Genomic DNA, 13,454 nt, shown 5'->3' on the forward strand with positions numbered 1-13,454 from the left:
CGGGGGACAACCGATGAACCAAGGTCCAGCCACCGAGTCTCTTCCCCCGCAGGTGCGCGGGCGGCACCGTTCGGGCCGGCGGGATTCCGCGCCGGCCCCGTCCCAGCCGCTCGGGTCGGCGCAGGTAGCGGGCCAGGGGCTGCAGGAGGAGCCGCCGCCCGGCACGCGGGGAGTGCCCGGTCCGGCGATGATTCCCGGGCAGGCGACACAGCCGCGTCGGCAGCACCCGAGCCTCGCGGCCTTCCCCGGGCTCGCCAGCCTCGCGCCCGAGCGGCTGCGCGGCCAGAGCGACCGGATCCGGGCGGCCATGCGGGGCGCGATCCCCCTCGCCCTCGCCGGGCTGATCGCCAACGCGGCCAACCTCGGGGTCACCCTGGTCATCGCGCGGGCCATGAGCACCCGCTCCTACGGCGCCGTCGCGCAGCTTTTCGCGATCTTCTTCGTCGTCTCGATGCCGGGCAGCGCCCTGCTCGTCGGCGTCGTCCGGCGGATCACGAACTGGCAGCACACCGGCCAGGCCGACCTGATCGACGAGTGGATCGGCCGGGTCCGCCGGGCCGGGGTCGTCCTCGTCCTCTCCGTCGCCGTCCTGGCGATCATCGCGCGCGGGTTCGTCGCCCGCGAGCTCTCGCTGCCCGGAGCCGGCGGGGTCGCCGAGATCATCATCGCCGGAGCGGCCTGGTGCCTGCTGTGCGTCGACCGCGGGCTGATGCAGTGCGGGCGGCTTTACCCGTCGCTCGCCACGAACCTGCTGGTGGACGCGGCGGTCAAGAGCGGCTCGACGATCGCGCTGGTCCTGGCCGGACTGGACGAGGCCGGCGCGGCCATCGCCGTGCTGCTCGGGGTACTCGCCGCACTCGCGCACACCCGTTACAGCCTGCGCCGGCACCCGTCGGCGATCATGCAGGCCGACCCGACCCGCCCCCAGGCCCAGGCGCCGCCGGCCCCCACCCAGCTCCCGGCCCCAACCCAGCTCCCGGCACCGCCGGCCCGCCAGCGCCGGCTCACCGGCGGCCGGTTGGGATCGCATCCGGCGGCGGGGCGTGGCGACGCCGACACCGGGGCGACGACGCTGCCGCTGCCGGTCGCCGGGCCGGCGGCCACCGCGGAGCCGCGGCGGCTCGCCATCGAGGTCGGCGCCGCGCTGGTGACACTGGCGTTCCTCGGTGTGCTGCAGAACATCGATGTGCTGCTGCAGGGCCGGCTCGCCCCGGACGAGTCGGGCTCCTACGCGGCCGTCTCCGTGGCGGCGAAGGTGATCGTGCTGGCCGCGATCGTCCTGGCCGGGTTCCTCCTGCCCGAGGCCGCGGACCGCAACCATCTCGGGCAGCATGCGCTGCATCAGCTCGGTGCGACGCTGGCGATACTCGCGGTGCCCGCGGTGGGGCTGCTCACCGTAGCGGCGATCGCACCCGACACACTGCTGTCGCTGRCTTTCGGGCCGCGTTTCACCAGTGCCTCCGGCGCTCTCCTCCCGCTGGCCGGAGCTATGACCTGTCTCGGAGCGACCGTGTTGTTCTCCCACTATCTGCTGGCTCTCGGCAAGCGTGCCGTGCTGGCCGTGCTCGCCGTCGCGACCGGCACCGCCGTCGCCCTCATGGCCTGGGCGCAGGGCTCCCCCGTGTCGACCGCGCGGGCGAACTTCGGCTGCCAGGCCGTGCTCGCCGTCGTCACCGGGCTGATGGTGCTCGCCGCCGCCCGCCGGACGGCCCGCGCGTGAGCACGCTGCCGGAGGGCTCGCTGCGCCCCACGACCATTCCGCCGCTGCCGGCACCGCCGTCCGCCGCCGGGCAGGTGCCCCTCGTCGGCACCGGGATGCCCGGGCTGACCGAGCAGTTCGTCCCGTCGGCGACGTCCGAGCAGCTGCTGGCCGGCCTCGCCGACGCGCTGCCAGCACAGCCCACGCTGGCGGAGCTCGTCGAGACCTCGGGGATGCGCCGCATCCACATGCTGGCCTGGCGGGATCTGGACGACCCCGAAGCGGGCGGCTCCGAACTGCACGCCGACAAGGTCGCCGAGCGGTGGGCCGCCGCCGGCGTCGACGTCAGCCTGCGCACCGCCGAAGCACCCGGCCACCCCGAGACCACGCGGCGCAACGGCTACCAGATCGTCCGCAAGGCCGGCCGGTACTCGGTGTTCCCGCGGACGGCGACGTCCGGCGCGCTGGGCCGCACCGGCCCGTGGGACGGCCTGGTCGAGATCTGGAACGGGATGCCGTTCTTCTCCCCCGTCTGGGCGCGCTGCCCGCGGGTGGTGTTCCTGCACCACGTCCACGGCGCGATGTGGCGGATGGTGCTCTCCCCCAAGCTGGCCCAGGTCGGCGAGACCATCGAGTTCAAGGTGGCGCCGCCGCTGTACCGGCGCACCCGGATCCTCACCCTCTCCCAGTCGTCCCGGGACGAGATCATCGAGCTGCTGGGCCTGCCGGCCGGCAACATCTCGGTGATCCCCCCGGGCATCGATCCCTCGTTCAGCCCCGCCGGGGAGCGCTCCCCGCGCCCGCTGGTGCTCGCCGTCGGTCGGCTGGTGCCGGTGAAGCGGTTCGACGTGCTGATCGACTCGCTGATCCGGGCGCACGACGAGCACCCCGCGATGGAGGCCGTGATCGTCGGCGAGGGCTACGAGCGCCCGGCGCTCGAGGCGCGCATCGCCGCGGCGGGCGCGGGCGACTGGCTGCGGCTGGTCGGCCGGGTGGACGACGCGGGTCTTCTCGACCTCTACCGGCGTGCCTGGGTGCTCACCTCGGCCTCCGCCAGAGAGGGTTGGGGCATGACGATCACCGAGGCGGCCGCCTGCGGGACGCCGTCCGTCGCGACGAAGATCGCCGGGCACACCGACGCCGTCGCGGACGGCGTGTCCGGCCTGCTGGTCGAGGACCCGAACGACCTGGGCAAGACCCTGGCCGGCGTGCTGTCCGACCACGAGCTGCGGGCCCGGCTCTCCGCCGGCGCGCTCGCGCACGCGGCGACGTTCACCTGGGAGCACACCGCCCGCTCGACCTACCTCGCGCTGGTCAACGAGGCCGCCCGCCGCCGGCTCGTCCGCCGCCCCGCCCCGAGCTCGCGCTCGGGCGCGCCCCGGTGACCTTGACCGCTCCGGCGTCCGGAGCCGCCCATCCCGACGGGCCGGCCCCGGGCGCCACGACGGGCCCCGGCGGCGCGCCGCCCTCCGATCACCCGCGCCGGCAGGGGCGGCTCGGCCGGGTCCGCCGGCTGCTGCCGTCCTGGCCCGCGCTGGTACTCGCCGCGCTGGCCTACATCCCGCTGCTGGCGACGGCGCCGGGGCGGATCGGCGCCGACACGAAGGCGTACCTCTACCTCGACCCGGGCCGGATGCTGGCCCGCGCGGTGTCGATGTGGGACCCCGACGTCGGCATGGGGACCGTCACCCACCAGAACATCGGCTACCTGTTCCCGCAGGGCGCGTTCTACTGGCTCGCCCAGCTCGCCGGGCTGCCCGACTGGGTGGCGCAGCGGCTGTGGACGGGCTCGATCCTGTTCGGCGCGGGCGCCGGCGTGCTGTTCCTGCTGCGCACGTTCGGCTGGGCGAACCGCTACGCGTTCATCGCGGCCCTCGGGTACATGCTCACCCCGTACACGCTGGAGTACGAGGCGCGGATCTCGGCCATCCTGTTGCCGTACGCGGGCCTGGGCTGGCTGATCGGCATCACCGTGCGGGGGCTGCGCGAAGCCGGCGCGGACGACCGCTCCCGCGCCGCGGACGCCCCGCGCCTGGTGCGCTGGCGCTCGGGCTGGCGCTGGCCGGCGGCGTTCGCGCTGATGGTCACCCTGATCGGCAGCATCAACGCGTCCAGCCTGATCTTCATCCTGTTCGCGCCGCTGCTGTGGGTGCCGTTCGCGGTGTGGGGCACCCGGGAGGTCCGTCTCGGCACCGCCCTGACGCTGTGCGGGCGGGCGGTGGCGCTGGTCGTCGTGACGTCCGCCTGGTGGATGGCCGGTCTGTACACCCAGGCCGGCTACGGGCTGAACGTGCTCGCCTTCACCGAGACGGTGAAGACCGTGGCGAGCAGCTCGCAGGCGTCCGAGGTGCTGCGCGGCCTGGGCAACTGGTTCTTCTACGGCGAGGACGCGCTCGGCCTGTGGATCGGCCCGGCCAAGGACTACACCGGCAGCCTGGTGATCATCACGATCAGCTTCGCGGTGCCGATCCTGGCCCTGGTCGCCGCGTCCTGCCTGCGATGGGGCCAGCGCGCGTACTTCGTGGCACTGATCGCGCTGGGCACGACGATCGCGGTCGGCGTGTACCCGTACGACCACCCGTCCCCGCTGGGCCGGGTGTTCCGCGACTTCGCCGAGGGCTCCACCGCGGGCCTGGCGCTGCGGTCGCTGCCGCGTGCCGTCCCGATGGTCGTCCTGGGGCTGTCGGTGCTGCTCGCCGGTGGGCTCGCCGTCCTGGACCAGCGGTACGCGGCCCGCCGCGCACAGGCCCGGGCCGGCACGTCGTCCGCGACCGATACCCCGCGGCCCGCGGCCGGTGCTCTACGGCTGCGCGGGCGCGCGGTGCCGACGCTGGCGTTCGGCGGGGTGGCGCTGCTGCTCGTGCTGAACATGTCACCGCTGTTCCGCGGGCACTTCATCGAGCCGCTGCTGGACCGGCCCGAGGACATCCCCGGCTACGAGCAGGAGCTCGCCAGCGCGCTGGACGCCGTCGCCCCCGACGCCACCGGGGAGCAGACCCGGGTGCTGGAGCTGCCCGGCGCCGACTTCGCGCACTACCGCTGGGGCACGACGCTCGACCCGGTCATGTCCGGGCTGATGGACCGGCCGTCCGTGGTCCGCGAACTCATCCCCTACGGCGACGCCGGCTCCGTGGACCTGCTGCGCTCGCTGGACCGGCGGATACAGGAGGGCGTGCTCGACCCGGCCTCGATCCCCGACATCGCCCGGCTGATGAGCGCCGGCGACGTCGTGCTGCGCAGCAACCTGGCCTACGAGCGGTTCCGGACCCCGCGCCCGCGCGCGACCTGGGACCTCGTGGCCAACCAGCGCCCCGCCGGGCTGGCCGAGCCGCGCACGTTCGGGCCTCCGGTGCTGGAGGACCCGGGCATCCCCTACACCGACGAGATCACCCTGGGCACCAACGCCGACGTCATCGACCCGCCGGCCCTCGCCGACTTCCCCGTCGACGACCCGCACCCGATCGTGCGTGCCGAGCGCACCGACGCCCCGCTGCTGGTCAGCGGCAACGGGGAGGCCCTCGTCGACGCGGCGGCCACCGGCCAGCTCGACGCGGTGCTCAACGACGGCCGCACCATCCTCTACGCCGGTGACCTCGCCAGCGACCCGCAGCGGCTGCGCCAGGCCCTGGACGACGGCGCCGAGCTGCTGGTCAGCGACACCAACCGGCTGCGCGCCGAGCGCTGGACAGGCATCCGGGAGAACTTCGGCTACGTCGAGCAGCCCGGCGTCACCCCGCTGGCGAAGGACGCCAACGACAACCGGCTGGTGCTCTTCCCCGACGCCGGCCACTCGTCGCAGACCGTCGCCCAGATGCACGCACCGGGCTCGGAGGCCCAGGTCGCGGACGTGCGGGCCACCGACTACGGCAACACCTTCTCCTACGGGGTCTCCGACCGCCCGGTGCTCGGCATCGACGGCAGCCTGGACTCGGCCTGGCGGGTCGGCGCGTTCACCGACCCGGCGGGCGCCGCCTGGCAGGTCGACCTGGCGAAGCCGACGACCACCGACCACATCCGCGTCGTCCAGCCGCTCAACGGCCCGCGCAACCGGTGGATCACCAGGGCGACCCTGACCTTCGACGGCGGCTCTCCGATCACCGTCGACCTGCGGGACTCCTCCCGCACCCAGGCCGGCCAGACGATCACCTTCCCGTCCCGGACGTTCACCACGCTGCACATCCACGTGGACGCCACGAACTTCGGCGTGCGGCGCACCTACGACGGGCTGTCCGCAGTCGGCTTCGCCGAGGTGGAGATCCCCGGCACCGACGGGAAGCCGCTGACCGCGGAGGAGGTGCTGCGCCTGCCCACCGACACCCTCGACGCCGCCGGCGCCTCCTCCCTCGACCACCGGCTGAGCCTGCAGATGTCCCGCGACCGGGCGAACCCCGCCGAGCCGTTCCGCCGCGACCCCGAGCCGACGATGGCACGCTCGTTCACGCTGCCCACGGCGCGCACGTTCGCGCTCACCGGCACCGCCCGGATCTCCGCCTACGCCTCCGACCAGCTCGTGGACGCGACCCTCGGCCGGGCCGGAGCCGCGCCGACGGTCACCTCCTCCGGCCGGCTGCCCGGCGCGCTCGCCGCACGCGGGTCGAGCGCGTTCGACGGCGACACCACCACGGCGTGGAGCCCCGGCATCGGCGGCCAGATCGGCTCCTGGCTCCAGGTGACCTCGCCGACCCCGGTCACGTTCTCCTCGATGAACCTCGCCCTCGTCGCCGACGGGCGGCACTCCGTACCCACGAAGATCGGCATCATGGTGGACGGACGTCGGGTCGGCGCGGTCGCCGTCCCACCGGTCGCCGACACGCCGGTCAGCTCGCAGACCCGCAACGCCGCCCAGAACGTCAGCCTCACCTTCCCCGCGGTCACCGGCAGCACCATCCGGCTGGTCGTGGACGACGTCCGCACCGTCACCAGCATCGACACGATCAGCGGCGCGGTGATGGACCTGCCGGTCGGCATCGCCGAGGTCGCCGTACCGGGCCTGGACGGCACCGCCGGCGGAACGGGCCGCGGCTCGGCCGCGACCACCGCCCCCGGCACCGCCGGCTCACCCGCCACCGCCACGGCCACCGGTGCCGACACCGGCGCTGTCACCGGAGCCGCAGCCGGCCTGACGATCACCGCGGTTCCCGGGACCACCGGAACGGCGGCGACCGGTACCGCGGACATTCCCGCCCCCTGCCGCACCGACCTGCTGACCGTCGACGGCGCACCGGTCGGGATCCAGGTCACCGGAAGCATCAAGGACGCCGCCGGCCGCGCCGGACTGACGGTGCGGGCCTGCGGGACACCGGTCGCCCTCAACGCGGGTGACCACGTGGTGCGCACCTCCAACGGCGCGCTGACCGGGATCGACGTCGACCGGCTGCTGCTGGCCTCCGCCGCCGGCGGCGGAGCCTGGCTCGACGCCACCGGCAGCGGCACGGACGCCACCGCCGGTGCGACCACCGGGGCGGGCACCGGGACTGCCGCCGTTCCGGGCGGGACCGCACCGACCGTGAAGGTCGAGGCGACCAGCGACACCTCGTTCCGCGTGGATGTCAGCGCCGCGACCCCGGGCAAACCGTTCTGGCTCGTGCTGGGCGAAAGCCGCTCCCCCGGCTGGACGGCCCGCGTCAACGGCCAGGACCTCGGCGAATCCCACCTGGTCGACGGATACGCGAACGGCTGGCGGATCGACCCGAGCGCCGGGAGCTTCACCGTCCTCCTCGACTGGGCACCGCAGCACGTCGTCGGCATCGCACTGAAACTGTCGGTGGTGACGGGCATCCTGAGCCTGGCGATCCTGCTGGTCGGGGCGTACCAGCGCCGCCGCGGCCGGAGCTGGCGCCATCTCGTCGGCTACCAGTACATCCCCGCGGGCACCGGCACCGGCGGAGTCGCCCGAGCGGGCACCGCGGGTCCAGGCCGGGCTGATCTGCCGACGGCGGATCCCTGGCGGGCCGGGCCGGGCCCGGCTCTCCGGGTGTCGGGCCGGTCGACGCTGCTCACGGCCCTGGCCACCGGGGCGGCGAGCGTGGTGCTGGTCGCCCCGCTGGCGGGACTCGTGGTTGCCGTGCTGACCGCCGCCGCGCTGCGGATCCCCCGCGCCCGGCCGCTGCTGCGCGTCGCCCCCGCCGCGTGCCTGGCTCTCAGCGCGCTCTACATCCTCCAGGTGCAGGCCCGGCACGACCTGCCAGCCAACGGCTCCTGGGTGGCCGCGTTCGACCGAGTCGCCATGATCTCCTGGCTCACGGTCCTCCTCCTGGCCGCCGACATGATCGTCTCGCTGGTCCGCGCCCGCGCCGCTGCCCGGATCGCCTCGGGCACCACCCCCGGGACCCCCACCGCTCCCGCCGCACAGGGCTCCCCGTCCGAGCTGTGACCGACGGGCTCTAGCTCGGAGGTCGGTCGGCGCCCCGGAGGTCGGTCAGCGGGGGTGGGAGCTGGGGCCGGCGTGGCCGGGGCCCGGGCCTCCGTGGGGTGTCGGGGCGGGTGTCGGGCTCGGCGGGGGCATGTCCGGTACGGCACCCCGAATCTCCGGTCGAAAAGTTACCGAGAGTAATTTCATCTCACCCTCCGTATAGCATCACCGCGTCATCGGCTACGAGCGGCTCTGGTCGACGAGCTTGCCGACCACGGGCCCTGACGAAGGGATGAGGCGCGGGGTGCCACAGGAAATCACTTCGGATCGGGGAACATCGCCTCAGGAGGCTGCCAACTCCGGCGAACGCAACCCGAAACACGCGCGACGCGGTCGCCACAGGCGTCCCACGCTCTGGCGAAGCCGGGCCCGGACCCGGGCCCAGCCCGTGGGACCGAGCGATATGGAACCACGTATCGGCGGGCCGCCCGCCGGGCACCTGGATCAGCCGGGCGGCGGTACCTCGGGGCGGCAGCGTGGACAGCGCGCGCGGCCATCACATCGTCCGCGCACCAACCGGTCGTCGGCGGTCCTACCTGCGATCGACGATGCTGCGTCTCGCCGTCCTCGCGCCGACCCTGTTGGCCGGGGCGACGATCGCCGGCAGCGGCGCGGAGGCCCTGCCGGTGCCGGGAGCCCTCATCGAGGACACGTCGATCGGTTCGGGGGTCTCCCAGGTCAGCTACTTCGGCGACTGGTCGGCGTGTACGCGGTGCGGCCCGGCCACGCCCAACAATAGTTACCGGGAGTCGGTCCAGCCGTCGAGTGGCGCGGTGCTCCGGTTCTCCGGGACACAGGTTGACGTCTACGGCGTCCTGGGCCCGTCCGGGGGCATCGCGACGATCAGTGTAGATGGCGGGACACCGACCGCCGTCGACACCTACGCGGCGGCCGGTACGGTGAGCCGCATCTACCAGTCCGGGTTGCTCAATCCCGGGATCCACACCGCGGTGATCGTCAACATCGGCTGGCGCAACCCGGCTTCCAGTGGTGTTCGGGTCGCCTTCGACCCTGTACCGGCCGACCGGGCCGTCCTGTCTGTTCATCAACAACGCCTCCGCCCAGCGCTACACCGATCTGTGGAGCAGCCCTTAGAACTGACCGGTGACGGGGCGGGGCCTCCCGGCCGGCCCTGACCGGCGCGTCGCTCGCGGGCACGTGGGGGGCCCGCGAGCGACGTCGCCTCAGCCCCGCGGCGGACCGGGGCGGGCGACGAGCAGCTCGACCAGCCGGTCCAGCTCGGCCGCGGGGTCGTCGGTGAAACCGGTGTGGACGGCCGACGTCTGCACCACGGTGCTGCGCGGGGCCGTCAACCAGCGGAACCGTTCCCCGCCGGGGAGCCGGCCAGGCGGTCCGGCGTCGAGGCCGCCGGCGCAGACCCGGCGCAGGGCCGCGAGGCTCGCCGACACCGCGTCCTGGTCGAGGAACGGATCGAGGCTGGCGAGGCGCTCCCGGTCGACGACGCACCGCGAGCCGAGGAAGCCGGCCCGTTGGCACCACAGCAGGACACCGACGTTGACGCACTCGCCGCGTTCGACTCGCGGCACGACGCGGATCATCGCGTACTCGAACAGATCAGGCACCGGAGCCTCCCAGCAGCCAGTCGGGACGTCCGGTACGCCGCTCGGCGGCGACGAGCGGTTCGGCGGGGGTGAGCATCGCCGCCAGCCAGGGACGGTCCCCCTCGACGCGGGACAGCAGCCAGTCGACGTAGGCCGAGYCGGACACGTCCGTCCACTCCGCCGGCACCAGCTCGACGATCCGGGACAGCAGGTCCGCCGTGACCGCGGGTGCGAGCTCCCGGTCCGCGGCGGCGAGCAGCTCCGGTGCGTCCGCGCCCAGCAGGGGGAGCAGGACGTGGTCGGCGAAGCCGGGCAGCGGCCGGTCGACCGCCGCCGCGGCGCCCGGCCAGTCATGGTGCGGGTACAGGGCCGCCCCATGGTCGATCAGCCACAGGTGGGAGCCCCACACCAACAGGTTCGGATTCCGCCAGGAGCGGTCGACGTTCAGCGTGAACGCGTCGAGCCAGACGACCCGGGCGGCGAGCGCCGGCTCCACCGGGAACGCCAGCGGGTCGTAGGTGATCGAGCCGGGCAGGTAGTCCATGCCGAGGTTGCGGCCGGGGCTCGCCCGGAGCAGGTCCTGAACCTCCTGGTCGGGCTCCGTTCGGCCGAGATCCGGGTCGACATCGACGAGGACCAGCTCGGGTACGGCCAGGCCCAGGCCGCGCGCGAGCTCGCCGACGATCACCTCGGCGACGAGCGCCTTGGGCCCCTGCCCTGCGCCGGTGAACTTCACCACCCACGTTCCGAGGTCGTCGCCCTCCATGAGGCCGGGAAGACTGCCGCCCTCCCGCAGGGGCGTGGCATAGCGGGTCGCGAGGACATGACGAAGCACCGCACCAGCATGYCCGCCGGCCCACGCGGCCAGCCGAGCCGGGCCAGACACCGAGGTGCCGGGCCGCACCGGACGTCGGACTGGGCCGGGAGGGAACCGCGGCGCACCGGAACCGGTGCGCCGCGCCCCCCCGACTGACGCGTTCTAGGCCCCCGCGCGGCTGGAGGTGTCGCGCTCGGCCGGGCGCCGCCAGGCGAGGGCCGGGCGGGTGGGCGGCGGAGCGGGGGCCAGCACCCACGCCAGCGCGCGCTGGCCGCTCTCGGGCACGTCCAGGGTCACCGGCCGGAAGTCGGCGCGGCACAGGTCCGGCGGATGACCGCCCGAAACGTCGTCGCCGGCCACGTCGTCGCCGGCCACGTCGTCGAACAGCTCGCCGGAGACGATGAGCACCAGGTCCGATTCCGGGTGCTCCGCGAGCTCCCGGTCGAGGATGTCGGCGTCGCGCAGCCGGCACGCCTTCACCACCGCGCGCCCCCCGTAGCCCTGCTCGTCGACGCGGGTGATGCCCTGGTGCAGCGCGACCCGCAGCCGCAGCCGCGGCGCCGACCCGGCGTTGGCCTGCGACCCGGCGTTGGCCCGCAATTCGGCGTTGGCCCGCAATTCGGCGTTCACCCGCACCAGGGTGCGGCGCAGCTCGCGGACGAAGTCGGAGACCACCCGGCCTTCGTCGATGCCGGGCGGGAACACCGCCAGCTCGCCCCCGGTCGGCCGGTTGACCCAGTGCGCGCACCGGACGTCGGCCGCCGCGCAGGTCTCGTCCAGGACGGCCCCGAGCGGCGGCGAGGCCGGCGAGCCCTCCGGGAGCGGGCCCTCCCGGCCGTTGTCGTATGCGGCGACGGCGATACACAGCCGCCGGATGCCGGGCATCGTCTCGTTCACGCACAGCCTCCGATGGTCACGGTCCGTCGGAGGCAACTGTTCACGCTGTGGGCACGGAACACATCGTCATGCGATGGGATTGTCCGAGCGACGACGATCAGCCCCGGCGATCAGCGATAGGCGATCAGCGGGGGCGTGTCGTCCCGGCGGCCCGGTGCAGGGCCTCGACGTCGCGGATCACGATGGAGCGGTAGCGGGTATCGATGACTCCCTGCTGGCGCAGCTCGCGCAGGACCTTGTGCACCGTCGGCTCGGCGGCGCCGACGAGCGCGGCGAGCTCGGGCTGGGTGAGGGCGATCTGGACCCGCCGCCCCGGGCCGTCCGTCGCGTCGGCCCCGTAGGCGCGTTCGAGCTCGACGATCACGCGGGCCAGCCGGACGGCTACCGAGCACCCGCCGAACTCGACGCGGCGCCGGGTCGCGTTGCGCAGCTTGGCGCTGACGGACTGCAGCACAGGAGGGCCCGCGTCGGGATGGGACCGCAGGAAGGCGAGGAACGCCTCCAGCGGAATCACCTTCGCCAGCACCGCCCCGGCCGCGGTGACCGTCGCCGACCGGGGCTCACCGTCCAGGCCGGCCTGCTCGCCGACGAGGTCGCCACCGTGGCGGATGGCGAGCAGGGCGAAGCCGCCGTTCTCGGTGGAGGCGGTGACCTTGACCCACCCGTTCAGCAGGAGCACGACGAAGTTGGTGCCGTCGCCCTCCCGCAGGACGATCTCCTCGCTGGCGTACTCACGGTAGGGGCCCAGACCGACGAATGCCGCCCGGGTCTGTTCGGGCAGCCGCCCGAGCAGGGTGGTCGACGGCCAGTCGCGCCGCCGCGGGCCTTGTTGCTCCGGACCGGTCCGGCCGATCTCCCGAACCATGATCCGCTCCCTTGCTGCCGGGTGCCGCCCATGCCGGAGCCCGACCGATGATCCACGAATTGCCCGATGTACCGGTTGATATCATCACGGCCGTTCCCTTATGTGAACGACCGGGTGCGGTCCGCCGGCATCCTCGGTTAAATCGTGGTCGGTCCCGGGCCGGGCAGCGGCAGGCTCACCCGCGGTGCGGCATCAGGGCGTTCTCCGGGATCACACCCAGCCGACCGGCCTGGAAGTCCTCGATCGCCTGGCGGAGCTCGTCCTTTGTGTTCATGACGAACGGCCCGTACATCTCGACGTGCTCGCGGATCGGCCGGCCACCGAGCAGCAGGACCTCCAGGTTCGGGGTGTGCGAGTCCTGCGCCGCGCTCGCCGCGAGGGTGATGCGGTCTCCCGCGCCCAGCACGGCCGTCCGGCCGAGGTGCACGGGCGCGCCGTCCGCACCGACTGTGCCCTGACCGGCCAGGACGTAGACCAGCGCGTTGTACTCGGGGTTCCAGGGCAGGCTGACCCGCGCGCCCGGGCTGACCGTGGTGTGCACCACCGCGATCGGCGTGTGGGTCGACCCGGGGCCGCGGAAGCCGCCGACGTCACCGGCGATGATCCGGACCAGGCTGCCACCGTCCGGGGAGGCGATCAGCGCGACGTCCTCCCCTTCGATGCTCTGGTAGCGGGGCGCGCTGAACTTGTCCTTCGCCGGCAGGTTCACCCAGAGCTGGACGCCGTGGAACCGGCCGCCGCTGACGACGAGCGCCTCGGGCGGGGTCTCGATGTGCAGGATGCCGGAGCCGGCCGTCATCCACTGGGTGGCGCCGTCGGCGATCAGGCCGCCGCCGCCGTGCGAGTCCTGGTGCTGGAAGGTGCCGTCGATCATGTAGGTGACGGTCTCGAAGCCGCGGTGCGGGTGCCACGGCGTCCCCTTGGGCTCACCGGGCGCGTAGTCGACCTCGCCCATCTGGTCGGCGTGGACGAAGGGGTCGCGGTCGGCCAGGCTCACCCCGGCGAACATCCGGCGGACGGGGAACCCCTCCCCCTCCAGCCCGGACGGGGCGGTGACGACCTTCTTCACCGGGCGCTCGACATCGCCGAGACCCGGTGCGGGCAGCCTCGGCAGCGTGAGGGCGTCGGCGGTGACGGCTGGCATGGTGACCTCCTACGGAACCAGGCAGATCCTCTCATCGGACCCCTGCCCGGTCGACGGG

At 73.9% G+C, this 13,454-nt stretch carries 9 protein-coding genes; 4 read left to right on the forward strand and 5 right to left on the reverse strand.

Annotated features, from left to right (window positions below):
- Positions 1-13 precede the first annotated feature (13 nt).
- The 4 genes from BBK14_RS09245 (at position 14) to BBK14_RS09260 (ending at position 9,247) form a co-directional block, all read left to right on the forward strand.
- On the forward strand, positions 14-1,720 hold the full coding sequence (locus BBK14_RS09245) for a lipopolysaccharide biosynthesis protein (protein ID WP_071061028.1): 1,707 nt from the start codon (positions 14-16) through the stop codon (positions 1,718-1,720).
- A complete protein-coding gene (locus tag BBK14_RS09250; RefSeq protein ID WP_071061030.1) occupies positions 1,717-3,084 on the forward strand; it encodes a glycosyltransferase family 4 protein in 1,368 nt (455 codons plus the stop codon). Before BBK14_RS09245 ends, BBK14_RS09250 begins: the two co-directional genes overlap by 4 nt.
- Positions 3,081-8,072 (forward strand): alpha-(1->3)-arabinofuranosyltransferase domain-containing protein, encoded by a 4,992-nt coding sequence (locus BBK14_RS09255; RefSeq protein WP_071061032.1) that lies wholly within the window; start codon positions 3,081-3,083, stop codon positions 8,070-8,072. Before BBK14_RS09250 ends, BBK14_RS09255 begins: the two co-directional genes overlap by 4 nt.
- 587 nt (positions 8,073-8,659) lie before the next feature.
- Complete coding sequence (locus BBK14_RS09260; protein WP_241831335.1) at positions 8,660-9,247, forward strand: hypothetical protein; 588 nt, start codon at positions 8,660-8,662, stop codon at positions 9,245-9,247.
- Positions 9,248-9,295: 48 nt separating this feature from the next.
- Here BBK14_RS09260 and BBK14_RS09265 read toward each other — a convergent pair whose 3' ends face one another.
- From BBK14_RS09265 to BBK14_RS09285, 5 genes are all read right to left on the reverse strand, one after another.
- The gene (locus BBK14_RS09265) at positions 9,296-9,694 is read right to left on the reverse strand and encodes a DUF3037 domain-containing protein (RefSeq protein WP_020462966.1); all 399 of its coding nucleotides are present in this window, start codon (positions 9,692-9,694) and stop codon (positions 9,296-9,298) included.
- Positions 9,687-10,508 carry a HipA family kinase gene (locus BBK14_RS09270; protein WP_071061176.1) on the reverse strand — a complete coding sequence of 274 codons (822 nt, stop codon included), beginning with the start codon at positions 10,506-10,508 and terminating at the stop codon, positions 9,687-9,689. Before BBK14_RS09270 ends, BBK14_RS09265 begins: the two co-directional genes overlap by 8 nt.
- Positions 10,509-10,652: 144 nt before the next feature.
- Positions 10,653-11,387: a hypothetical protein gene (locus BBK14_RS09275; protein ID WP_071061034.1), complete on the reverse strand. Its 735-nt coding sequence runs from the start codon at positions 11,385-11,387 to the stop codon at positions 10,653-10,655.
- Between the two features lie 124 nt (positions 11,388-11,511).
- Positions 11,512-12,252 carry a Crp/Fnr family transcriptional regulator gene (locus BBK14_RS09280; RefSeq protein ID WP_071061036.1) on the reverse strand — a complete coding sequence of 247 codons (741 nt, stop codon included), beginning with the start codon at positions 12,250-12,252 and terminating at the stop codon, positions 11,512-11,514.
- Positions 12,253-12,427: 175 nt separating this feature from the next.
- Positions 12,428-13,396: a pirin family protein gene (locus BBK14_RS09285; RefSeq protein WP_071061038.1), complete on the reverse strand. Its 969-nt coding sequence runs from the start codon at positions 13,394-13,396 to the stop codon at positions 12,428-12,430.
- Between the last annotated feature and the right edge of the window lie 58 nt (positions 13,397-13,454).

The organism is Parafrankia soli, assembly GCF_001854695.1.
GTDB lineage: Bacteria > Actinomycetota > Actinomycetes > Frankiales > Frankiaceae > Parafrankia > Parafrankia soli.